23 protein-coding genes, 1 pseudogene and 1 riboswitch are annotated in these 22,352 nt (G+C 73.0%); of the genes and pseudogenes, 8 read left to right on the top strand and 16 right to left on the bottom strand.

Annotation, left to right across the window (positions count from 1 at the left end; genetic code table 11):
* Positions 1-9: 9 nt before the first annotated feature.
* Together GE115_RS13475 and rsmI are read right to left on the bottom strand one after the other, a co-directional pair.
* Complete coding sequence (locus GE115_RS13475) at positions 10-1,098, bottom strand: NADP-dependent oxidoreductase (protein WP_153685303.1); 1,089 nt, start codon at positions 1,096-1,098, stop codon at positions 10-12.
* Positions 1,099-1,209: 111 nt separating this feature from the next.
* Positions 1,210-2,031: a 16S rRNA (cytidine(1402)-2'-O)-methyltransferase gene (rsmI, locus tag GE115_RS13470; protein ID WP_153685302.1), complete on the bottom strand. Its 822-nt coding sequence runs from the start codon at positions 2,029-2,031 to the stop codon at positions 1,210-1,212.
* 29 nt (positions 2,032-2,060) lie between these two features.
* On the opposite strand from rsmI, the gene GE115_RS13465 reads away from it, so the two are divergent.
* On the top strand, positions 2,061-3,710 hold the full coding sequence (locus tag GE115_RS13465; RefSeq protein WP_153685301.1) for a dolichyl-phosphate-mannose--protein mannosyltransferase: 1,650 nt from the start codon (positions 2,061-2,063) through the stop codon (positions 3,708-3,710).
* A gap of 14 nt (positions 3,711-3,724) precedes the next feature.
* On the opposite strand, the gene GE115_RS13460 is transcribed toward GE115_RS13465, so the two are convergent.
* From GE115_RS13460 to GE115_RS13435, 6 genes are all read right to left on the bottom strand, one after another.
* Positions 3,725-4,693 carry an NAD(P)-dependent alcohol dehydrogenase gene (locus tag GE115_RS13460; RefSeq protein WP_153685300.1) on the bottom strand — a complete coding sequence of 323 codons (969 nt, stop codon included), beginning with the start codon at positions 4,691-4,693 and terminating at the stop codon, positions 3,725-3,727.
* Entirely contained in the window at positions 4,690-5,745 is a 1,056-nt protein-coding gene (locus GE115_RS13455; RefSeq protein ID WP_153685299.1) for an NAD(P)-dependent alcohol dehydrogenase, read from the bottom strand. The genes GE115_RS13460 and GE115_RS13455 overlap by 4 nt, the downstream gene beginning before the upstream one ends.
* 13 nt (positions 5,746-5,758) lie before the next feature.
* A complete protein-coding gene (locus GE115_RS13450; protein ID WP_312855167.1) occupies positions 5,759-5,977 on the bottom strand; it encodes a helix-turn-helix transcriptional regulator in 219 nt (72 codons plus the stop codon).
* A complete protein-coding gene (locus tag GE115_RS13445) occupies positions 5,971-6,438 on the bottom strand; it encodes a hypothetical protein (RefSeq protein ID WP_216648841.1) in 468 nt (155 codons plus the stop codon). Before GE115_RS13445 ends, GE115_RS13450 begins: the two co-directional genes overlap by 7 nt.
* 113 nt (positions 6,439-6,551) lie before the next feature.
* A complete protein-coding gene (locus GE115_RS13440; RefSeq protein WP_153685298.1) occupies positions 6,552-6,881 on the bottom strand; it encodes a DMT family transporter in 330 nt (109 codons plus the stop codon).
* Between the two features lie 16 nt (positions 6,882-6,897).
* Positions 6,898-6,965: riboswitch (guanidine-III (ykkC-III) riboswitch) on the bottom strand.
* 41 nt (positions 6,966-7,006) lie between these two features.
* The gene (locus GE115_RS13435) at positions 7,007-7,318 is read right to left on the bottom strand and encodes an antibiotic biosynthesis monooxygenase family protein (RefSeq protein ID WP_153685297.1); all 312 of its coding nucleotides are present in this window, start codon (positions 7,316-7,318) and stop codon (positions 7,007-7,009) included.
* Between the two features lie 84 nt (positions 7,319-7,402).
* Between GE115_RS13435 and GE115_RS13430 the strand changes: the two genes are divergently transcribed.
* From GE115_RS13430 to GE115_RS13415, 4 genes are all read left to right on the top strand, one after another.
* Positions 7,403-7,963, top strand: a complete 561-nt coding sequence (locus GE115_RS13430) for a cysteine hydrolase family protein (protein WP_153685296.1) — start codon at positions 7,403-7,405, stop codon at positions 7,961-7,963.
* Between the two features lie 33 nt (positions 7,964-7,996).
* Positions 7,997-9,109 (top strand): DUF4232 domain-containing protein, encoded by a 1,113-nt coding sequence (locus tag GE115_RS13425; RefSeq protein WP_153685295.1) that lies wholly within the window; start codon positions 7,997-7,999, stop codon positions 9,107-9,109.
* A gap of 77 nt (positions 9,110-9,186) precedes the next feature.
* Positions 9,187-10,482 (top strand): O-acetylhomoserine aminocarboxypropyltransferase/cysteine synthase family protein, encoded by a 1,296-nt coding sequence (locus tag GE115_RS13420; protein ID WP_153685294.1) that lies wholly within the window; start codon positions 9,187-9,189, stop codon positions 10,480-10,482.
* Positions 10,479-11,087, top strand: a complete 609-nt coding sequence (locus GE115_RS13415) for a CoA-binding protein (RefSeq protein ID WP_153685293.1) — start codon at positions 10,479-10,481, stop codon at positions 11,085-11,087. The genes GE115_RS13420 and GE115_RS13415 overlap by 4 nt, the downstream gene beginning before the upstream one ends.
* Here GE115_RS13415 and GE115_RS13410 read toward each other — a convergent pair.
* Positions 11,062-11,658 carry a GNAT family N-acetyltransferase gene (locus tag GE115_RS13410; protein ID WP_153685292.1) on the bottom strand — a complete coding sequence of 199 codons (597 nt, stop codon included), beginning with the start codon at positions 11,656-11,658 and terminating at the stop codon, positions 11,062-11,064. The two genes, GE115_RS13415 and GE115_RS13410, sit on opposite strands and share 26 nt — an antisense overlap.
* Before the next feature lie 148 nt (positions 11,659-11,806).
* Between GE115_RS13410 and GE115_RS13405 the strand changes: the two genes are divergently transcribed.
* Entirely contained in the window at positions 11,807-13,195 is a 1,389-nt protein-coding gene (locus tag GE115_RS13405; RefSeq protein WP_312855166.1) for an L-serine ammonia-lyase, read from the top strand.
* Positions 13,196-13,228: 33 nt separating this feature from the next.
* On the opposite strand, the gene GE115_RS13400 is transcribed toward GE115_RS13405, so the two are convergent.
* From GE115_RS13400 to GE115_RS13390, 3 genes are all read right to left on the bottom strand, one after another.
* The gene (locus GE115_RS13400) at positions 13,229-13,762 is read right to left on the bottom strand and encodes a rhodanese-like domain-containing protein (protein ID WP_153685290.1); all 534 of its coding nucleotides are present in this window, start codon (positions 13,760-13,762) and stop codon (positions 13,229-13,231) included.
* Positions 13,763-13,888: 126 nt separating this feature from the next.
* Positions 13,889-15,205, bottom strand: coding sequence for a M18 family aminopeptidase (locus GE115_RS13395; RefSeq protein ID WP_153685289.1), 1,317 nt, complete (start codon positions 15,203-15,205; stop codon positions 13,889-13,891).
* A gap of 59 nt (positions 15,206-15,264) precedes the next feature.
* Positions 15,265-16,203 carry a DnaJ domain-containing protein gene (locus GE115_RS13390; RefSeq protein ID WP_153685288.1) on the bottom strand — a complete coding sequence of 313 codons (939 nt, stop codon included), beginning with the start codon at positions 16,201-16,203 and terminating at the stop codon, positions 15,265-15,267.
* A gap of 193 nt (positions 16,204-16,396) precedes the next feature.
* Here GE115_RS13390 and GE115_RS19375 point away from each other — a divergent pair.
* Positions 16,397-16,826 (top strand): annotated as a pseudogene (locus GE115_RS19375) (DUF1761 domain-containing protein).
* Between the two features lie 13 nt (positions 16,827-16,839).
* Here the strand turns inward: GE115_RS19375 and GE115_RS13380 are convergent.
* Complete coding sequence (locus tag GE115_RS13380; RefSeq protein WP_153685287.1) at positions 16,840-18,495, bottom strand: DUF7059 domain-containing protein; 1,656 nt, start codon at positions 18,493-18,495, stop codon at positions 16,840-16,842.
* 165 nt (positions 18,496-18,660) lie between these two features.
* Between GE115_RS13380 and GE115_RS13375 the strand changes: the two genes are divergently transcribed.
* The gene (locus GE115_RS13375; RefSeq protein ID WP_153685286.1) at positions 18,661-18,993 is read left to right on the top strand and encodes a hypothetical protein; all 333 of its coding nucleotides are present in this window, start codon (positions 18,661-18,663) and stop codon (positions 18,991-18,993) included.
* On the opposite strand, the gene pnuC is transcribed toward GE115_RS13375, so the two are convergent.
* The 3 genes from pnuC to GE115_RS19380 are packed head-to-tail and all read right to left on the bottom strand — an operon-like array spanning position 18,977 to position 21,746.
* Positions 18,977-19,648 carry a nicotinamide riboside transporter PnuC gene (pnuC, locus tag GE115_RS13370; RefSeq protein ID WP_312855164.1) on the bottom strand — a complete coding sequence of 224 codons (672 nt, stop codon included), beginning with the start codon at positions 19,646-19,648 and terminating at the stop codon, positions 18,977-18,979. The genes GE115_RS13375 and pnuC overlap by 17 nt on opposite strands.
* Positions 19,645-21,531 carry a thioredoxin domain-containing protein gene (locus GE115_RS13365; protein ID WP_153685285.1) on the bottom strand — a complete coding sequence of 629 codons (1,887 nt, stop codon included), beginning with the start codon at positions 21,529-21,531 and terminating at the stop codon, positions 19,645-19,647. The genes pnuC and GE115_RS13365 overlap by 4 nt, the downstream gene beginning before the upstream one ends.
* Positions 21,504-21,746, bottom strand: coding sequence for an aggregation-promoting factor C-terminal-like domain-containing protein (locus tag GE115_RS19380; protein WP_446678401.1), 243 nt, complete (start codon positions 21,744-21,746; stop codon positions 21,504-21,506). Before GE115_RS19380 ends, GE115_RS13365 begins: the two co-directional genes overlap by 28 nt.
* Positions 21,747-22,352 lie beyond the last annotated feature (606 nt).

The raw sequence follows: 22,352 nt of genomic DNA, 5'->3' as shown, positions 1-22,352 counted from the left end.
CGCCGTATGTCACCCGTGCTCGCGGGCGTCCCGCTCCTCGCGGTGGCGCCGGCGCACGCTGCCGTCGCCGATCGCCGACGGAACGGCCTCCTCGACGCCGACATGCTCGTGCGGGGTGGGCACCCCGAGCGTGACGTCCTGCTCCTTGATCGCGGGCTCGCGCACGCGCTGCCCTGCGTACTCGACCGTTCGCACCCCGAGCACGATCTTGCCCGGCGCATCGCGCCGGTCGAGTGCGCGGTACGCGTCCACGACGTCGTCGAGCGAGAAGACGTCGGCGATCGGCAGCCGCACGCGCCGCGCCGCGACCTGCTGCGCCACCCGCGCGAGCAGGACCGGGTCGCCCGGCTCGACGAGGATCGCCCCGTGCTCGGCCACGGCGTCCCAATCGAGCGTCGTCAGGATGCGCGGCCCGGGCACGCCCAGTTCGATCGCGACGGATGCCTCGCCGCCGAGGAAGTCGAGGAAGGCGGTGACCGGCCTGCCGCCGGCCGCGAGCCGCACCCGCTCGGCGAGACCGGGCCCGTAGGCGAGCGGGATCACGCCGAACTGGCGCAGGAAGTCGAAGCGGGCGTCGGCGCTCGTGCCGATCACGGTGGCGCCGCGCAGCCGGGCGAACTGGGCGGCGAGGCATCCGACCCCGCCTGCCGCCGCGGTGATCACGACCGTGTCGTCGGGCGTGAGCCTGAGCCCCTCGACGGCCGACCACGCGGTCGTGCCGGCGATGTGCAGCGAGCCGGCGACCTCCCAGCCGACACCCGCCGGACGCGGCACGAGATCCGCCGCGCGCGCCACCGCGTGCGTGGCCTGTGCGCCGCCGTCGACGAAGCCCATCACCTCGTCGCCGCGCGAGAACGCGTCGACGCCGGGTCCGACCCCGGCGACGACGCCGGCGAGTTCGCGGCCGACGCCCGCCGGCAGGTCGACCGGCCAGCGGTCGGGATGCGAGCCGCGTCGCAGGACCGAGTCGACCGGGCTGAGCCCGGCGGCGAAGACCTCGACCAGCACCTCGCCCTGGCCGGGCTCGGGATCGGGGATCTCGACGACCTCGAGGACCTCGGGGCCGCCGTGGCGGGAGAACCTGACTGCTCGTGACATGTCGCACCTCCACCGCTGACGCGCGTGTGCGCCCATTGTCCCGCGAACGGGGGGATGCCGGGAACCCCTTGACGGGTCGACGGAGCGGACGCCCCGGTCCGAGTCGATTCCTCAGCCCTTGCGCGCCGCGAGCGCCGCCTCGTAGAGGTCCCGGCGCGAGAGTCCCGTCTCGGCGGCGACGAGCGCCGCGGCGTCCTTCAACCGGGTTCCCGACGCGGCGAGTTCCTGCACGCGCTCGAGCGCGGTCGCCGGGTCGGATGCCTCGGCCGACGCTCCCCCGACGACGATGCAGATCTCACCGCGCACCCCGTCTTCCGCCCAGCGGGCGAGTTCAGCGAGGGGGCCGCGGCGCACCTCCTCGTGCAGCTTCGTGAGCTCGCGGCACACCGCGGCGGGACGATCGGCGCCGAAGGCCTCGGCGAGCGCGGCGAGGCTCGCCGCGAGCCGCGTGGGCGCCTCGAAGAAGACGAGCGTGCGCCGGTCGCCCGCGAGTTCGACCAGCCGCCGATCGCGCTCCCCCGCCTTGCGCGGCAGGAACCCCTCGAAGGCGAACCGGTCGGTGGGCAGTCCCGAGACGGCGAGCGCGGTGACCACCGCCGAGGGACCGGGCACGACCGTCACGTCGACGCCGGCCGCGACCGCCGCCTGCACGAGCGGAAACCCCGGGTCGGACACCGTCGGCATGCCCGCGTCGGTGAGCAGCACGAGGTCCTCGTCGCGTGCGAGCGCGACGAGTTCGGCGGCCCTCTGCCGCTCGTTGTGCTCGTGCAGGGCGATCAGTCGCGGCCGGTTCGCGATGCCGAGTCCGGCGAGCAGGCGCTGCGTCACGCGCGTGTCCTCGGATGCCACGAGCCGCGCGTTCTCGAGCGTCTCGCGCAACCTCGCCGACGCGTCGCCGAGGTTGCCGATCGGTGTGGCGGCGAGGATGATCATGCGCTCCAGTCTGGCTTAGTGTGGGGCGCATGACTGCGGATCCGGCCACCGAGGCGCGCGAGCCCCAGGCTGGGTCCGACGCCGACGCCGACGCCGAACCCGCGCCCGAGGCGCCGCCCGAGGCATCCGAACCGCGCGGCACGCGTCTCGACGCCTGGTGGGCGGGCGTCCTCGCCGACCCGCGCCGCCGCGCGCTCTGGTACTGGGGCGGGCCGATCCTCGTCACGCTGCTCGCAGCGGCGCTGCGCTTCTGGGGTCTGGGGCATCCGCAGCAGGTCGTCTTCGACGAGACCTACTACGTGAAGGACGCGTGGACGCTCTGGCAGAACGGCTACGAGTCGACCTGGCCCGAGGGCAGCGACGAGGCCTTCGCCGACGGCGACTCGTCGGGCTTCAGCGACGACCCGAGCTACGTCGTGCATCCGCCGCTCGGCAAGTGGCTGATCGGCCTCGGCATGGCCGCGTTCGGCACCGGCGACGCGTTCTGGTGGCGCGCTTCGACGGCGCTCGCGGGCACCATCGCCGTCTTCGTCGTCACCATGCTCGCGCGCCGGTTCACCGGCACCACGGTCGTCGCCGTGATCGCGGGGCTCCTCTTCGCGGTCGACGGCAACGCGATCGTGATGTCGCGCGTCGCCCTGCTCGACAACTGGCTCATGCTCTGGTGCCTGCTCGGCGTGTGGTTCGTCGTGCTCGACCGCGACCGGTCGTGGCGGCTGCTCGAGCACCGGCTCGCCTCGGCGGCGGCTGAGGGCCGCGAGCCGGGTTACGGCCCGGCGCTCTGGGCACGGCTGTGGGTGTTCGCCGCCGGCGCGGCCTTCGGCGCGGCCACGGCCGTGAAGTGGTCGGGGCTCTGGTTCCTCGCGGCGTTCGGCCTGTACCTCGTGGTCGCCGACGCGCTCGCGCGTCGGCGTGCCGGCGTGCCGTTCTGGATCACGGGCGCGCTGCTCAAGCAGGCGCCGATCTCGTTCCTCCTGCTCGTGCCGGTCGCCGGCGCCGTCTACCTCGCCTCGTGGGCCGGGTGGATCCTCACCGACGGCGGGTACGCCAGGGACTGGGCCGACGACCCGGCGAACCGGGCATCCGGATTCTTCGAATGGGTGCCCCTGTGGGCCCAGAGCCTGTGGCACTACCACCAGTCGGCGTACTCGTTCCATATCGGCGTGCACGGCGACCATCCGTGGCAGTCGAACCCGCTCACGTGGTTGTTCATGATCCGCCCGACGAACATGTACTACCGCGACGTCGAGGGCTGCGGCGACACGTGCGCCGAGTCGATCATCGGCCTCGGCAACCCGCTGATCTGGTGGGCGGCCGCGGTCGCGGTGATCTACCTCGTCATCCGCCTGGTGCGCTTCCGCGAGTGGCAGGTCGGCGTCGTGCTGCTCGGCCTCGCGGCCGGGTACCTGCCGTGGCTCGGCTACCTCGACCGTACGGTGTTCCAGTTCTACTCGATCGTCTTCCAGCCCTACCTCGTGCTGGCCCTCGCCATCGCGATCGGGATCGTGCTGGGCCGCCGCGACGACGCGACCTGGCGGCGCGAACGCGGCATCGCGACGGTCGCGGTGTTCCTCGTCGGGGTGATCGCCGTGTCGGCGTGGTTCTACCCCATCTGGACCGGCATGCCGATCGACCCCGTGTTCCGCCGGCTGCACTTCTGGCTGCCGAGCTGGGGGTAGGCCGCCCAGCGCCCTCAGCGCACGGCGAGCACGAGCTTGCCGCGCACGTCGCCGGCCTCGAACCGGCGGGCGGCGTCGGCGGCGCGCTCGAGCGGGAACACCTCGTCGACCACCGGGCGCACCTCGCCCGCGTCGATGCGCCGCGCGAGCTCGGCGAGGTCGTCGCCGTCGCGCTTGGCCGCGAGCGGGCGCAGCCGCTGCGGCACGAACGGCGAGACGACGGATGCCGCGGCGATGCGCCCCATCGGGCCCAGGTTGCGGCCGCCGCGACCCGACGACAGCACGAGCGTGCCGCCCCGTTTCAGGGCTCGGCGGGTCCGGCCGAGCGGGTGGTCGGCGACCAGGTCGAACACGACGTCGTACCGACCCTCGTGCGCGGTGAAGTCGTCACGCGTGTGATCGATCACGTGGTCGGCGCCGAGTGCCCGGACGTGGTCGGCCTTCCAGCCGCGGCACACGCCCGTGACCTCGGCGCCCATGGCCTTCGCGAGTTGCACGACGAAACCGCCGACCCCGCCCGAGGCGCCGTTCACGAGCACGTGCTGCCCGGCGTCGAGCCCGGCCAGTCGCAGGCCCTGCAGCGCGGTGACGGCCGAGACCGGGACCGTGGCCGCGTGCACGGCGTCGATCGACCGCGGACGGGCCGCGACGTACTGCTCGGGCACCACGGCGTACTCGGCCCAGCCGCCCTGCTCCGACTCGGCGAAGACGGCATCTCCGACGGCGAACCCGGTCACGCCCTCGCCGACCGCGGCGACCTCGCCCGCTACATCCCGGCCGATCACCGGCTGCCGCGGCCGGCGCAGGCCGAACGCGAGTCGCACGAGGTGCGGTTCGCCGCGCATCACGAGCACGTCGCCCGCGCTCACCCCGACGGCCTCGACCCGGATCAGCACCTCGCCCGGCGCCGGCCGCGGCGTCTCGACCTCGGCGAGCGCGAGCCGTTCGGGTCCGCCGTAGCGCGGCAGCACGACGGCCCTCATGCGTCGGCGCTCCCGGCCCGCCGCAGCCCGAGGTCGCCCGCCGCGAGACGGGGATCCACCGCGAGACGGGGATCCACGGCGACCACGACCGTGCCCACTTTGCGCCCGGTGCCGGCGCGCCGGTGCGCTTCGACGATGTCGGCGAGCCCGTCGACCCGGTCGATGACGGGTGCGAACGCGCCTTCGGCGTGCAACTGCGGCAGCAGCGCCAGGTCGGCCCGCTTCGCGGCATCCGACCGGAGGCCCGTGAACGCGATCGCCGCACGCCGCCGCCCGAGCACGCGCGTGATCGGCATGAGCAGCAGCACCGAGGCGCTCGGCACCGTCGTCGCGTACACGCCGCGCGCGGCGAGCAGGCGTCGGCACCTGCGGAACGACGAACGGCCCACCGCGTCGAACACGAGGTCGAAGGGGCCCGGCAGGTCGGTGAATCGCTCGGCCGTGTAGTCGATCACGTGTGCCGCGCCGAGCGCGCGCACGAGCGCGACGTTCGGCGTGCTGGTCACCGCGGTGACCTCGGCACCCATCCAGCGCGCGAGCTGCACGGCGGCGGAGCCCACCGCGCCCGAGGCGCCGTTCACGAGCACCCGGGAGCCGGGCCGGACGCCGCCGACGTCGCGGAGGAACGGGAGTGCCGTCAGCAATCCGTCGAGCATCGCGACCGCCTCGACGTCGTCGACGCCGTCGGGCACGTGTTGCACGGCACCGTCGCCGGCGACGACCACGAGCTCGGCATGCGTCCCCGAGGCGACGCCCGTGACGCCGTGCACCCGGTCGCCGACCGCGAAGCCCGGCGCGCCGGCACCACCGGGGCACACCGCGTCGACGACGCCGGCGAAGTCGGTGCCGAGCACCGGCCGCCTCGGCCGCCGCAGCCCGGTGAAGAGCCGGGCGAACCAGGGCGAACCCGCCCGGAACGCGACGTCCGATGCCCCGACGCTCGTCGTGCGCACGCGCACCCGCATCTCGCCGGGGCCGGGCACGGGGTCGGGCCGTTCGGCGACGTGCACGACCTCCGGAGGGCCGTATCGTTCGACCACTGCTGCGAGCATGGGCCCGCTCCTCTCACTCGTCGGGGTACTGGAACACGTCGTCGAGCGGCACGCCGAACACGCGCGCGATCTGGAACGCGAGCTCGAGCGACGGCGAATACCGGCCCTGCTCGATCGCGATCACGGTCTGGCGGGTCACCCCGATGCGCGCCGCCAGGTCGGCCTGGGTCATCTCGCCCGCGGCGAACCGCAGGGACCGGATCGCGTTCGTGACGCGCGTCGGCTTCACCACGACTGGAACCCGCCCTGCCGGTAGGCCGCGAGCTTCGCGAACGACGAGAGCACGGCGGCGACGACGAAGCCGAGGTACAGCGTGTTCGCGACCCAGAAGCCGTCGAGGCCGAACCACGTGAGCACGAGCGCGCCGAGCGCGCCGATCGTGATGAACGAGCCGCCGATGCGTTCGCCCATGCGGTCGATCTCGGTGTCGCGCACGTCTCGTTCGCGCGTCTCGCTGGGTGAGACGATCTCGATGACGATGCGTCCGACGATGCCCGCGACGATCGCGCCGCCGATCGTCCACACCATCGGCCAGACGTAGTCGACCTCGTCGATCGGTGCGCCCATCAGGCGCGGGATCACGAGCGCCAGGTAGACGCCGTACCCGACGACCGCGATCGCCAGGAACGACCAGACGCCCTTCTCTTCGTACGACATCGCCGCCCTTCCCGTCAGGTCAAGAATTCTTGACATGCACAAGGTAAGCGATTCTCGACATCGCGTCAAGAATTATTTACATCAACGTCGATGATCCAACGGATGCCCCGGCCGGCGCCGCACGCAACAGCCGAGGTACGGCGCGCCCCCTAGTGGCCGGCGCCGCCGTCGACGAACTTCAGGCCCACCACGCAGCCCACGAGGCCGACGATGAGGGCGAGCTTGACCCACGAGACATCCGTTTCGCCCGTTATCATCGCCCAGACTACGGTGAGGGCCGCGCCGATGCCGACCCACACCGCGTACGCGGTGCCCGTGGAAATGTCGCGCATCGCCCATGCGAGCCCGCCCATCGACAGCGCGAGCGCGCCGAAGAAGACGACCGACGGCCAGAGCTTCGTGAAGCCCTCGGACTTGCCGAGCGCGGTGGCCCAGACGGCCTCGAGGATTCCGGAGACGATGAGGATGACCCACGCCATGACTGTTCACTCCCTGAGTGCCAGTCTTGTCGCGTTCCGGGTACTGGGTTCCCTCGTCCGGAGGCCGCCCTTCGACGACCTTGCGTCAAGGATACCGAGCCTGCCTGATCAGGCCCTGTGCACGATCAGGCCCTGTGCACCTCGGCGAAGTGCTCGACGACCGGGAACGGCTCGTAGAACTCGTGCAGCAGCGCCCGCCACTGCGCGTACTGCGGCGAACCGCGGAATCCGACCTCGTGCGCCTCGACCGACTCCCAGTGCACGAGCAGCAGGTACTCGTTCGGCGTCTCGAGCGATCGCGACAACCGGAGGTCGATGAAGCCGGGCATCGACGAGATGATCGTCTTCGCGTCGGCGAACGCCGCCTCGAACGCCGCCTCGCGGCCGGGGACGACGGGCAGGATCGCGTGCTCCAGGATCGGGTACCGGGTGGTCATCGGGCGAGCCTATCGGCAGGAACTCGTCGCACGCCGACCGACGACACCGGTGCCGCCCGCGCCGCGCAGGAGCAGGATGGTGCCATGGACCTCTCCCCCGACGCCGCCCTCATCGTCATCGACGTGCAGCAGGGCTTCGACGACCCCGCGTGGGGTCCCCGCGACAACCCCGATGCCGAGTCGAACATCGGCCGGCTGATCGAGGCGTGGGCGGATGCCTCGCGCCCCGTCGTGCTCGTGCGCCACGACTCGCGCGAGCCCGGTTCGACGCTCGCGCCCGGCGCACCGGGCAACGCCTTCAAGCCCGTCGTCGCCGGCGCCGCACACGAGCTGCTCGTCGCCAAGCACGTGAACTCCGCCTTCTACGGCGACCCCGACCTCGACGGATGGCTCCGTGCGCGGGGCATCCGTGAGCTCGTGGTGTGCGGCATCCAGACCAACATGTGCGTCGAGACGACCGCGCGCATGGGCGGCAACCTCGGCTACCGCGTGATCGTGCCGCTCGACGCGACGCACACCTTCGACCTCGAGGGGCCGGGCGGCCTGCGCCTGGCCGCCGGCGAACTCGCCCGGGCGACGGCGGTCAACCTCGCCGGCGGCGGCTTCGCCGAGGTCGTGACGACCGACACGGTGCTGGCCGGCTGACGCCCGGCGCCTTCGGCGCCATAGGCTGCCCGGATGCGCCCCTCCCGCGTCCTCGCCGTCGCCGTGCCCGCTCTCGTCGCCGTCGCGGCGTGGTTCGCGTCGGACGCGCTGTCGCAGCTCCCGCTGTCGACGCCGTCACCGACCATCTCGAAGGCGCTGCGCCTGGCCGCCCCGGCCACGATCCAGGCGCCGCTCGACGCCCCCGAGCCGTGGGGCGCATGGGTCGCCGCGGCGAGCGTGCTGGCGGTGGCCGGCGGGTACGCGTGCTTCGCGGCGGTGTTCCGCACCGGGCGGGGCGCCGCCGGATTCGCGGCCGGATGGCTCGCCGCCGTGCTGGCAGGCGTCGTCGCGGTCGGCATCCCGACCGGCGTGCAGGTGGCGGGCGCGGTGCTCGACCGGCAGCTCCAGGCCTTCCCGAGCGTCGAGGTCGTGGGGGCGGCGGCGTACTGGGGCGTCGTGTGGGGATGGATGCCAGCGCTCGCGGGTGCGCTGCTCGCCAGAGCCAGGGCAACCCCCGCGACGCGAGCGCCAGGCCGGGGCCGGGGCATCCTCATCGCGTCGTCCGCCACCATCGCCGTGCTGGGCCTCGGCGCACTCGCGATCGCGACGCCGCTCGCCCTCGAGGCGCAGCGGGCCGTCGACCAGGCGGTGATCGCGCAGTCCGAGCCGGCACCGCCCGAGCCAATCGGCGTGCCGATCCCCGAGATCGCGCCCGGCGACTGGCAGGTCGATCCCTCGTGGTGCACCGAGAACCAGCTCGATTTCTCGGCGTCGCGACCGGATGCCGCTGCCGGGCACCGCGGCATGCGGATCACCGCGACGAACACGAGCACCGCCCCCTGCGTCATCGAGGGATACCCCGATCTCGCCTTCAGCGATCCGGTCACGAACGGCTTCGAGACCCGCGTGCTGCACGGCGGCGGCATGCTGGCCGAGCCCGACGCCGGTCCCGTGCGCCTCGATGTCGCGCCCGGTGCCTCGGTCGTGGCCGACCTGTCGTGGCGCGCGCCGGCCCGCAGCGACCGCGACCCGGCCGGCTTCGTGCACGTGGCGGCGTACCCGGGCGCCGTCCGCCAGTTCGTGCAGGTCGACACCGACATCACGGGCGGCGAGCTCGAGGTCACCGCCTGGCGTGCGGCGGGCTGACTCCCAGCGCGTGGCGCGGATTGCCTCGTGTGACGGATGCGCGCCCCCCGGGCACCGGGCCTGACTAGCGTTGAGCCATGGCAGACCGCGAATACGGCTTCAAGACGCGTGCGATCCACGCGGGGAACATCCCCGACCAGGTGACGGGCGCCCGCGCCCTGCCGATCTACCAGACGAGCGCGTTCGTCTTCGACGACACGGCCGACGCGGCGGCCCGGTTCGCCCTGCAGAAGTACGGCAACATCTACTCGCGCCTCGCGAACCCGACGGTCGCGAGCTTCGAGGAGCGCGTCGCGAGCCTCGAGGGCGGCCTCGGCGCGGTGGCCACCGCGAGCGGACTGTCGGCGCAGTACATCACCTTCGCGTCGCTCGCCGGCGCGGGCGACCACCTCGTCGCCTCGGCGAACCTCTACGGCGGCTCGATCACGCAGCTCGACGTGACCCTGCGCCGCTTCGGCGTCGAGACCACGTTCGTGCGCTCGGCGAACGCCGAAGACTACGCGGCCGCCATCACCGACCGGACGAAGGCGCTCTTCGTCGAGACGATCGCGAACCCGTCGGGCGAGATCGCCGACCTCGAGGCGCTCGCCGACGTCGCGCGAGCCCACGGCATCCCGTTCATCGTCGACTCGACGATCGCGACGCCCTACCTCAACCGCCCGATCGAGTGGGGCGCCGACATCGTCACGCACTCGGCCACGAAGTTCCTGGGCGGCCACGGCACCACGCTCGGCGGCGTCGTCGTCGAGTCGGGCCGGTTCCACTGGCACTCCGACAAGTTCCCGCTGTTCGGCGAGCCGGTGCCCAGCTACGGCGGCCTGCAGTGGTCGGGCAACTTCGGCGAGTACGCGTTCCTCACGCGCCTGCGCGCCGAGCAGCTCCGCGACATCGGCCCGTCGCTGGCGCCGCACTCGGCGTTCCTGCTCGCACAGGGCGTCGAGACGCTGCCCTACCGCATCCAGGCGCACGTCGACAACGCGCGCAAGGTCGCCGAGTGGCTCGAGGCCGACCCGCGCATCGAGCGCGTGTGGTGGGCGGGGCTCGAGAACCACCCGCACTACGACCGCGCGCAGAAGTACCTGCCCAAGGGCCCGGGCTCGGTCTTCAGCTTCGAGGTCAAGGGCGGCCGCGCGGTCGGGCAGCAGCTGATCGAGTCGGTGAACCTCGCCAGCCACCTCGCGAACATCGGCGACGCGAAGACGCTGATCATCCACCCGGCCTCGACGACCCATGCGCAGCTCACCGAGCAGCAGCTCGTCGACGCGGGCGTGCTGCCGGGCGTCGTGCGGCTCTCGGTCGGCATCGAGGACGTCGACGACATCGTCTACGATCTCGACCAGGCCCTCGCGGCCGCGACAGGAGGCGCAGCATGACCGACACCCTGACGGCGGATGCCGCCGGCGCTCCCGCCGCCGACGACCTCGAGACGGTCCGCTTCGCGAACGGCCTGTCGTGCTCGCTGCCCGCGAGCTCGCCCCTCGCGAAGCTGCTGCACTCGCAGCGCACCTGGACCGGGCCCGATGCCCGCCAGCGCCTCGGCATCCTGCGTGCCGCGAAGTCGGTCGCGATCGTCGGCGCGTCGCCCAACCCGGCGCGCTCGAGCTACTTCGTGGCCACCTACCTGCAGCAGTCGAGCGACTACCGCCTCTACTTCGTGAACCCCAACGCGACCGAGATCCTCGGCGAGCCGGCCTATGCGAGCCTCACCGACCTGCCCGAGGTGCCCGACATCGTCGTGGTGTTCCGCCGCGGCTCCGACATCCCGCAGGTCATCGACGAGGTCGTGGCCGCCGGTGCCAAGACGATCTGGGTGCAGCTGGGCATCTGGAACGAGGAGGCCGCCTACGCCGGCGAGGAGAAGGGCCTCACCGTCGTCATGGACCGCTGCATCAAGGTCGAGCACGCCCGCTTCCACGGCGGACTGCACCTGCTCGGATTCGACACCGGCCAGATCAGCGCGCGCAAGACGCTGCGCTGAGCGCTGCTCCGGGTGCGGTCGGTTCGGATGCCCCGTCGCCACGGTCTTCGTCGGTGACGTCGCGCCCGTACCCCATCATGAGGAACCCCGACCCGTCGGCGCGTTCGAACCGGTACTCGCGCTCGTGCAGCCGCACGAATCCGAGCCGCTCGTAGAGCCGGTGCGCCGCGACCATGTCGGGCCCGGTGTTGAGCACGACGCGGCCGAGGCCGCGCTGCCGCGCGAGCGCGACCACGTGCTCGACGAGGATCTCGCCGATGCCGCGCCGCCGGGCGGCGTGCGCGACGCCCAGGAAGCGGAAGTCGAGTTCGCCCCCGCGCGCGACAGGTGACATCGTGCCGCCGGCCCTCGGCGTCGAGACCGTGCCGAGCAGCGTTCCATCGACCGCGTCGACCGCGACCCACACCTCGTGCCGCGCGGCCCGCTCGGCGACGGCCGTGATGTCGGCGCGGTACCCGTCGGCGAGTTCGAAGTCGCCGGCGTACGCCGCGAGCACGAGGTCGACGACGACTTCGGTCTCGTCGTCGTGCATGAGACGGACGCGGACGGGTGCGCGATCGGTTCCGGGCATCCGTCAAGCCTACGTCGGCCGCGCTGGGGGCCCGCTCAGCGGGCCATCCGGGCCGACTCCACCGATCGTGCGCCGTCGGCGCACGAGACGCAAGGAACCTGCGGCCGAACGGGGTAATCGTGCACGAGCCGACACGTACCCTTGAATGGTGACAGCGTTCGTCTCGGCCCTCGACCTGTTCTCGATCGGGATCGGCCCGTCGAGTTCGCACACCGTCGGCCCCATGCGAGCCGCCCGGGCCTTCGCCGACCGCCTCGCGGCCGAGGGCGTGCTCGACCGCGTCGCACGCGTGACCTGCTCGCTCTACGGATCCCTCGGCGCGACCGGCCTCGGCCACGGCACGCCCGACGCGGTGATCGCGGGTCTCGCGGGGCTGGCCCCGCACGACTGCGACCCCGACCTCGTGCGGGGCGCCTGGGACCGGCTGGGCGACGACGGCGCGCCGGTCCGGCTCGCCGGCACGCACGAGATCCGCATGCGCCGGGCGGATGTCTCGCTCGAGCCGCGCACCCGGCTGCCGGGGCACCCGAACGCGTTGACGCTCCAGGCCTGGGCCGACGGCGAGGCGCTTCCCATCCTCGAGGAGACCTACTACTCCGTGGGCGGCGGCTTCATCCGTCGCGACGGCGACGCGCCCGAGGCATCCGAGGCCCTGCGACACCCGCTGCCCTACTCGACCGCCGCCGAACTGCTCGACCTCTGCGACGCGCACGGCGTCTCGTTCTGCGACATCGCGAGGTACAACGAGGTCGCCGTGCACGGCGAGGCCGGCATCGACGCCGGGCTCGACGCGATCTGGGACGCGATGGCCGAGTGCGTCGCCCACGGACTCGAGACCGAGGGCACGCTGCCCGGGGGCCTCAAGGTCAAGCGCCGCGCTCCCGACGTGCGCCGCCGCCTCGAGGCGTACGACCACGATGAGCTCGAGAGCCCCGGCCACCGCGACACGTCGACCGAGTGGCTGCACGCCTTCGCCCTCGCCGTGAACGAAGAGAACGCGTCGGGCGGCCGTGTCGTGACCGCGCCGACCAACGGCGCCGCCGGCATCATCCCGGCGGTCGGCCACTACTACCTGCGGTTCGTGCCGGGCGCCGACCGCGCCGGCATCCGCCGGTTCCTGCTCACCGCGTCGGCGATCGCGAGCCTCGTGAAGCGCAACGCGTCGATCTCGGGGGCCGAGGGCGGATGCCAGGCCGAGGTCGGCTCGGCGTGCGCGATGGCCGCCGGCGCGCTGTGCGCGGTGCTCGGCGGCACCCCCCGGCAGGTCGAGAACGCCGCGGAGATCGCGATGGAGCACCACCTCGGCCTCACCTGCGACCCGGTCGGCGGCCTCGTGCAGGTGCCCTGCATCGAACGAAACGCCATCGCCTCGTCGACGGCCGTGTCGGCCGCGCGGCTGGCGCTGCACGGCGACGGCACGCATCTCGTCTCGCTCGACACGGTCATCGAGACGATGCGCCAGACCGGCCTCGACATGATGACGAAGTACAAGGAGACCAGCGAGGGCGGGCTCGCGGTCAACGTCATCGAGTGCTGACGGTCTCCGTCGCCGAAGGTCGAGCCGGTGACCTCAGCAGGCGCAGCTGATCGGGCCGTTCGGCGCGCCGCCGTCGGGCAGCGCCGCCGTCGACACATTGGTCAGCGGGTCCGCCACCGCCTGGGTGCGGCCCGATGCCGACTCGACGGGGAAGCCCTCGCGCACCCAGTACTCGAAGCCGCCGATCATCTCCTTGACCGGGTGCCCGAGCGACGCGAATTCGAGCGCCGCACGCGTCGCCCCGTTGCATCCGGGACCCCAGCAGTAGACGACGACCGGCGTGCCGGGCGCGACCGTCGCGGCCGCCTCGTCGCGGATGCGCCGGGTCGGCAGGTGCGTCGCACCGGGCACGCGGCCCTGCGCCCAGGAGGCGTCGTTGCGCGTGTCGATGAGCACGAAGCCGAGATCGTCGCGATCCGCCTCGCCCGACTCGACGCGCTGCAGCTCGGCCCAGACATCCGAGACATCCGTCTCGAAGCCGAGTCGCCCGCGGAAGTGGCGAACGGCCTCGTTGGCCGAGGCGACGTGTTCGAACAGCGAGCTGGTGACGGTGGCGGCATCGGTCATGAGCCGATCGTCGCAGCCGCGCGCGGGCGTCGGGTGCGGAATTCGGGTCAGGATGCCGCGAGATCGTGCCATTCCGCCGCCGCGCCTCCCGTGCTCGGCGTCGCAGCGGCTGGACCGCCGGACCGCTCAGTGCCCGGACAGGAACTCCTCGACGGCCCGGCCCAGGGCGACCAGGTCGTCGACGTGTGCGAGCTCTCGCGCCGAGTGCATCGACAGCAGCGGCACGCCGACGTCGACCGTGCGGATGCCAAGGCGAGTCGCCGAGATCGGGCCGATGGTCGAGCCGCACGGCACGGTGTTGTTCGACACGAACGGTTGGGTGCGCACACCGGCGCGCCGGCAGACGGCCTCCCACAGGGCGGAGCCCAGTGCATCGCTCGCGTAGCGCTGGTTCGCGTTGAGCTTCAGCAGCGGCCCTTCGCCGAAGAGCGGCCTCGTCACGGGGTCGTGCTTCTCGGCGTAGTTCGGATGCACCGCGTGCCCCGCGTCGGCCGACACGAGCCAGGATGCCGCGAAGGCTCGGCGTCGCTCCTCGTCGGTCGCCCCGAGGCCCGCGCCGACGCGGGCGAGCACGTCCTCGAGGAACGGCCCGGCCGCCCCCGAGCGCGACTCCGAACCGAGCTCCTCGTGGTCGAACGCGGCGAGCACGCTCACGTGCCCGGCCTCCTGCCATCGCTCGTCGTCGGCGGCCGCCTCGATGCCGACGAGCCCGGCGTAGACCGATGTGAGGTTGTCGAGCCGCCCCGACGCGAAGAACGCGCGGTCGCGGCCGAACCGCTCGGGCGGCGTGGTCGCTGCGACCAGCACGTCGAAGCCAGCGATCTCCGCGGCGTCGACACGACGACCCGAACCTGCGCCCGCGCCCGCGCCCGCGCACTCGGCGAGCAGTTCGAGCACGTCGCCCGGTTCCCCGGCCGCCCAGACGGGCTGCACGTGGCGCTGCCGATCGATCGTGAGCGCCTTGTTCGCCTCACGGTCCAGGTGCACGGCGAGCTGCGGGATTCGCAGCATCGGTCCCGTGCGCACGAGGTGCTCGGCGCCGTCGACCGTGACGATCCGGCCGGCGAGCTCGAGTTCGCGGTCGAGCCAGGAGTTCAGCAGCGGCCCGCCGTACACCTCGACCTGCGCTTGGCTGAACCCGGCCGCCTCGCTCGACGGCGTGGGCTTCAGCTTGAAACCGGGTGAATCGGTGTGGGCGCCCAGGATCCGGAACGGCGTGGTCGCGGTCGCGGCCGGCGGCTGCACCCACGCGATGACCGCGCCATCGCGCACGACGACCCGGCGACCGGGGCCGGTCGGCCACGCCTCGCGCTCGTCGAGCCGTTCGAATCCGGCAGCCTCCAGCCGGCGGGCGACCTCGGCCGCCGCGTGGTACGAGGAGGGCGACGCCTCGATGAAGCTCGCGAAGTCGGACACGTAGGCATCGGTCGTGGTGACGGGCATGCATCGACCCTATGCGAATCGCCGGAGGCGAACCGCGCACCGGCCTACGGGCACCGCCCCTACGCGAACCGCACCACGGCCTGCAGCCGCGCGCGCACCTCCATGACCTCGGTGCCGCCGAGGTGCGCACTGCCCGGCAGTCCGTCGCGGAGCGCGCTCACGAGGCGCGATCGGCGCACGAGCGCCACGGTCGCGCCGCGGAGGCTCCCGCCGACCTGCAGCGACTCGGCCGCGTGCTCATCGGGCACGACCACGACGAGCGCGGTGGGCTTCACCCGGGCGGCCCGGCCGATCGCCTTCGCCCGGGCCCCGAGGGCCCGGAACGGCCGCTCGCCGGCGAGTCCGTCGCCGATGAGCTCGCCGCGCTTGAACGAGACGGGGGCTCCCCAGTCCTCGGACTGGATCGCGAACAGCCCGGTGGGCCCCAGCACGAGGTGGTCCAGCTTGGGCGGCAGGCCGGGGCCCGCGGCATCCGTCGCGAGGTCGTGCCAGATCGTGTACGCGATGCCGAGGTTCGGCAGCGCGCGTGCCGTCGCCTCCTCGGCGAGCGCGTCGGCGAGGATGTGCCGGAGCTCGCGCGGGGCGCTGCGCACGAGCGCCGGATCGTACGGGTCGCCGAGTTCGACGCCGCGGCCGGCCCACTCGCGCACGAGGGTGAGGTACCGCTCGCGCGAGAAACCGCCCGGGTGCCCGTGCGACCGCGCCAACGGCCGCGAGTCGCGCCGCGGCCGGGGCGGTGCCGGCGCCCACGCCTCGCGCGTCGGCGCGCCGTCGGCGCCGAGGCCGCCGCGGCCGCGGTCGAACGCCGCGCGCGCGTCGGGCGTGCCGAGCAGCATCCAGGCTCGTTGCACCGCGTGGAACGCCGCCTCGCTGCCCCCCGTGTCGGGATGCGCCCGCCGCAGCGCCCGGCGGTACGCCAGGCGGAGGGTCGCCTCGTCGGCGTCGATGGAGACGCCGAGGATCTCGTACGGGGACTCGGAGAGCGGACTGTCGGGCATGGGCTCGCTTTCAGGATGCCCCAAGAGACTATCGGCGCGAACCGGGACCGCACCGCCAACCGACCGGGAACCACCTGCGCGTCGGGCGCCGCTCGCGGCGGCCCACGCCATGAAGACTGCTCGCCTCCCGTTCTCGAGGCATCCTCGCCGATAGACTCCGCTCAACGGCGCACTGCCGACGAGGAGGACTCGAATGTTCGTCGATGTCAACTACTGGGCCGTCGTGCTCGCGACCCTCTCGACCCTCGTGATCGGGTCCGTCTGGTACACGCCGAAGGTGTTCGGCACACGGTGGGCCGAACTCGCGAAGGTCGACCTCGAGAACACGAGCAATGCGGTCGGCGCGATCATCACGACCGTCATCGTCAGCTTCGTGAGCGCGTGGGTGCTGGCCATCGCCACGCAGACCTCGTGGCTCGCGTTCGAGGGAAACTACCTGCTCACCGGCGATCACGGTCGGCACGATGCTCTGGGCCGGCTTCACCGCGGCGCGCTTCATCACGCACGACGCGTTCGAGGGGCGGCCGCCGGCGCTCACCCTCATGAACATCACGCACGAGCTCGTCACGGTGCTCGTGATGGCGCTCATCATCGGAGTGTGGCCGCCCGCCGGCACGGTCTGAGCGAAGCGGCCGGTCACGCGGTCGGCAGCAGCATCCCGGCGCGCACGAGGCTCCGCACCTGCGGTGCGAGCTCGGCCCACAACGCGTCGGCATCGACGTCGAGCAGCCCCGCGATCGCGTCGCTGAGCACGCCGAGCGGCAGGTCGCCGTCGGCGGCACCGACCAGCGCGACGAGCGCGGTGCCGGCGTCGATCGCTCGCCCGAAGCCACCGCCCTGGCGCAGCAGGATGGCCGTCGGCGACTCGGCACCCGGCAGGTGGTGGCGCTCCTCGGTGACGTCGGGCGCCGCCACGGCGACGAGCGCGCGCAGGCCCTCGTCGTCGAGCGCGTCGACCAGGTCGGATGCCTCGAGCACCGCCTCGAGGTGGGCGCCGAGCCCGCCGGGGTTCGCGCCCGAGGCACCGTGCACGCGCTCGAGGCGGCGCATCCGCGGCGGTTCGCCGTCTACGGGCCGCCGGAGCAGGACGTACCCGAAGCCGACGCCCGCAACCCCGCGAGCGGCGAAGTCGTCGAGCCACGCGCCGTGCAGCGCCTCGAATCCGGCCGTTCCCGGCCTGGTGCCGCCATCGCGGATCCAGGTCTCGGCGTACTCGCTCGGGTCGAGCCGCTCGCGCTCGACGATCCAGTACTCGGCACCGATCGGATCGAGCCACCCCGCGACGCGGTCGAGCCCGCGATCTTCGTCATCGGCGCCGTCGGTCTCGGCCGGGATCTCCCAGTTCGCCAGGAACTGCGCGATGCCGCCGGGCTCGAGGTGCTCGAGGGCGCCCGTGAGCACCTCGCGCACGAGCGCGTCGCCGACGAGTCCGCCGTCGCGGTACTCGTAGGCGGGCACGTCGTCGCCGCGCGGCGTGATCACGAACGGCGGGTTCGACACGATCCGGTCGAACCGCTCACCCGCGACCGGTTCGTAGAGGCTCCCCAGCCGGAACTCGATCGTGTCGACGCCGTTCAGCCGTGCGGTGAACCGCGCGAACGCGAGCGCGCGTGCGGAGACGTCGGTCGCGACCACGCGCTCGCTGAACCGGGAGGCGTGCAGCGCCTGGATGCCGCTGCCCGTGCCGAGATCGAGCGTGCGCCGGGCCGACCGCTGCAGCAGGATGCCGCTCAGCGTGGTCGACGCGCCGCCCACCCCGAGCACGTGGTCCTCGGGCAGTGCTCCGCCCATCGCGAGCTCACCCGGGTCGGACGCGATCCACCACCGTCCCTCGCCGGCCGCGTCGGCGAACGCGTACGGTCGCAGGTCGACGAGCGGGCGCACGCGGGCGGCGGCATCGCCGGCCGCCCCCGTTTCGGATGCCACGAGCCCGAGCGCGAGCGCGCCGTCGAGCCCGAGCGCGGGCAGAGCCTCGTCGAGCGCGGCCGCGGGTTGCGGCATCCCGAGCAGGAACGCGCGCACGAGCGCAGCGAGGGGACGGTCGTCCGCCGGCACGTCCGCGAGGGCGCGAAGCGCCGGAACGCGATGTCCACGCGCGAGTGCGTCGCCCGGATGCGTCGACGCCGCGGCCGCGCGCCGCGACCACAGCGCCTCGATGCCCGGCACCGTGTAGCCGGCCGTCTCGAGGTCGGCGCGCAGACGTTCGACGAGCGACGCGGTCTCGCCGTCGGGCTCGTCCCGTGCCCACCTCGACGGGAAGACCGCGTGGTCACGCAGCGTCGATCCGGCCATTCGCGTCACCTCCGCCGCCATTCAACCAGTCCGAAGGGTGCTCCCGACCGTCGCGCGTCATCCGCCCGTCACGCGATGGACACCGGGAGACGCCCGCCGTAACCCCCGCGTCATACGTCACCCATAGGTTGGGTAGCATCGACACCAGCGAGAGGGGAGGTCTCGATGCCAGAGGCGACGACACTGGAACGGCTCCGCCAAGACGCCCGCGACGAGCTCGCCGCGCTCATCGAGTTGCGATGCCGGCTCGGTGAAGACCCGTGGGTCTTCCTCCCCGACATGCCCTCGGTCGATGAGCAGGTGGTCGCGACCCTTCGCGAGGAGCGGCTGCTCGCCGACCGCTGGAGCCTCGCTCGCGCTCGCGCGCACCACCCGACCGCGCGCAAGGGCGACGCCGAACGATTCGAGTACGAGATCCTGCGCGACATCGCGCTCGACCACCCCGAGCTCTCGACCGCGGTCTGGGCGATGCTCGATCGGCTCACCCCGCCCTGGTGATCTCGGCCGCTGCCGCCGAACGGCGCTGCACGCGCATCCAGGTGAGGAACCCGATGAACGTGAACACGCCGTAGAACGCGTAGAGGAGCGCCGACGCGTAGTAGCCCGCGCTGATCAGCAAGGGCACGCCGACGAGATCGACCGCGATCCAGATCAGCCAGAACTCGGTCCAGCCCTTCGCCATGCCCCATGTTGCGAGGAACGAGCCGACGAAGATCCAGGCGTCGGCCCACACCGGCTCGAACGAACCGAGCGCCCGGAAGATCGGCGTGAGCAGCAGCGTGCCGCCGATCATGCCGAGGCCGAGGGCGATCCGCACCTTCCAGCCGGCCCACCGCGGTTCCACCGCGTTGCCGTCGCTGCGACGGTGTCGCGCCCACGAGATCCAGCCGTAGATCGAGACGCCGATGAAGAGCAGCTGGCGACCGGCCTGCCCGAGGAGGTTGACGGGGTTGGGCGTGTCGAACACGGCGCCGAGGAAGACCGTGAACAGCAGGGCGTTGCCGATGATGCCGACGGGCCAGGCCCACACCCTTCGCCGGAGCCCGCCGAGTGCGCTCGCGAGGCCGAACCCGTTGCCGACGATCTCACGCCAGAGGATCTGCTGGTCGCCGATCGTGAGCGTGGCGTCGAAGAGCCACTCGAAGGGGTTCACCCGGCACCTTTCTCGAGGGCGCGCGCGTCGGCGACGGGCAGTGCGCAGACGAACGCCTCGCAACGATACGCCATCGCGCGACCGCCCCGGCTGGTGCGCGCTTCGAAGAGCTCGAATCCCGCGTCGGCGAAGGCGCGCGCCTGGCCGTCGGTCACGACCACGGCGACGGATGCCTCGGCCCGCCGGGTCGCGTCGACCAGCTCGGCGGCGGCGTCGTCGACGGCGGCCATGTCGGGCAGGACCGTCACGACCTGCACGAGCGGTGCCGCAAGTTCGGCCATCAACCGCAGTGCGCCGCCGAAGGCGATCGGGCGCTGCCGGGCGATCTCGGCGACGCCTGCCATCGCCTCGCGGGCGGCGTCGAGGTAGCGCGTGCCGGCACCGAGGGCGTGGAGCAGCCGGGCGGCCCGCGCGGTCGTGGTGAGCCCCGATGGTGCGGCGCCCTCGGCCGGGTCGGCCGGCATCGCGAGCCCGTGCGCCGCGAGCACCGGGTCCGCTCCGTCGGGCGCTTCGAACACCGCGCCGGAGCCCGCGGCAGCGGCAGCCGCGAGCGCCCGGTCGACGAGTCGCCGCGCCTGCACCGCCCACTCGACCTCGCCGGTTGCGATGGCGAGCTCGAGCAGGCCCTCGGCGAACATGCCGGTGTCCTCGAGCGCGGGCCGAGCCGCGGAGCGGACGCCGTCGCGCGACGCCCGTGCGAGCGCGCCCGGCCCTTCGACGTGTTCGGCGAGGAGCATGCGAGCCGCGTCGCGCGCCGAGTCGATCGCCCGCCGGCCGTCGTCGCCGCCGAGCGCGGTGCCCGAACGCGCGAGCGCACCGATGGCGAGCCCGTTCCAGCCGGTGAGCACCTTCTCGTCGAGCGCCGGCGGCGCGAGGTCGGCGCGAGCGGCCGCATCACGCCGGTAGTACCCGCCCTCGGAGCGTTCGCCGTCGATGATGCTCTCGGAGTCCTGCGCGCTCGCGAATCCGCCGGACGGCAGTCGCATCACGTCCAGGAGGAAGTGGATGAGGCCCCGCTGCAGGTCGCGGAGGAAGCCGTCGTCGGCATCGCGGGAAAGCTCCGCGGCGACGCCCAGCAGGAGCGCGTTGTCGGAGAGCATGCGCTCGTAGTGCGGCTCGGTCCAATCCGCTCGCGTCGCGTACCGGAAGAACCCGCCCTCGACCGGGTCGCGCAGGGCCGAGGCGCCCATGCGCCGCATCGTGCGCAGCGCCACCGCCCGAGAAGCGGGTCCGGTCTCGGCGAGGAACGCGAGCACCGGGGCGACGGGGAACTTCGGCGCGCCGCCGAAGCCGCCGTGCACGGGATCCTCCTCGGCTGCGAGGCGGCCGGCGATCTCCCGAAGCGCCTCCGCGTCGGGCAGGGGCTCCCCGTCGGGCATCACGGATGCCGCCGAGATCGCCTCGGCCACGGCGTCGGCGGTCTGCTCGAGCTCGCCTCGTCGCTGCCGCCAGGCCTCGGTCACCGCTCCGAGCACCTCGGCGAACGACGGCATGCCGGGAGCCGCGCGCGGTGGGAAGTACGTGCCGGCGTAGAACGCCCGCCCGCGCGGATCGGTGAAGACGGTGAGCGGCCAGCCGAGCTGCCGCGTGAAGGCGCTCGCGGCCGCGAGGTAACTGGAGTCGACGTCGGGGTGCTCTTCGCGATCGACCTTGATCGCGACGAATCCGGTGGAGAGGATGGCGGCGATCGCGGGATCGCTGAAGCTCTCACGGGCCATCACGTGGCACCAGTGACAGGTCGCGTACCCGATCGAGATGAGCACGGGCACGTCGCGTTCGGATGCCACGCGGAACGCCTCGGGTCCCCACGGGTACCAGTCGACGGGATTGTCGGCGTGGGCTCGCAGGTACGGGCTCACGGCGTCTGCCAGGCGTTCGGCCATGCATCCACGCTAGCCGTGACCGGTCCTCGTTGCGCCGAGAACCTCGACCGGTGAAATCGNCAGTCGGCGCCGGCGGTGGCCATCTTCGAGCCGGGCAGGGCCTGCGGGATGCCGTAGGCGCCGCTCGAGCCGTTGGAGGCGTAGACGTTCCAGCCGGACTCGTGGTTCCAGAGCTCGACGAGGCATCCGAACTGGTCGTCGCCCCAGCCGTACATCGACGCCATGAGGTCGCGCGCGATCGCCTGCGCGCCGCTCGGGTTGGCGGGACCGGACGGACGCGACGAGGTCGACGCCGACCCGGCGGAGGCCTCGGCGGCAGCTGCGGCCTCCTCGGCGGCCTTCGCCGCTGCGGCCGCGGCTGCGGCCGCCGCCTGCTCGGCCTGGACGCGGTCGAACTCGGCGACCTGTCCCTGCACGGACGCGGCCTGCTCGCTCGCCTGCTTGGCGAGCACGAAGACCCGCGACGGCGAGAGCCGCTCGTAGTCGTCGAGGTTCGCGACGGACGCGGCGAGCGCGGAGGCGTCGGCCTTGCCGTTCGCCGCGGAGAGCACGGCGCGTGCGGGCTCGAGCGTGTCCTCGGCGGCCTTGGCGGCACGTGCATCGAGGATCGCGCTGTGCGCCTCGGTCTGCGTGACGTCGGGATTGGCCGCGCTGGTCAGCGCGGCGGTCTCCGCGACGCGGTCGTTCTGCGCCGCGACGGCGGAGTCGACGGCGAAGCCGGTTCCGACGACGGCGCCGACGGCGACGACGGCGCCCGCGCTGAGCAGGAATCGGTTGCGCTGCCGTCGATCGAGCCGCGCCTGCGCACGGTCGCCGACGCG

The sequence above is a fragment of the Agromyces agglutinans genome, assembly GCF_009647605.1.
Lineage (GTDB): Bacteria > Actinomycetota > Actinomycetes > Actinomycetales > Microbacteriaceae > Agromyces > Agromyces agglutinans.
Note: the sequence above shows the minus strand (reverse complement) of the source record. Positions and strands in the feature narration are given on the sequence as shown.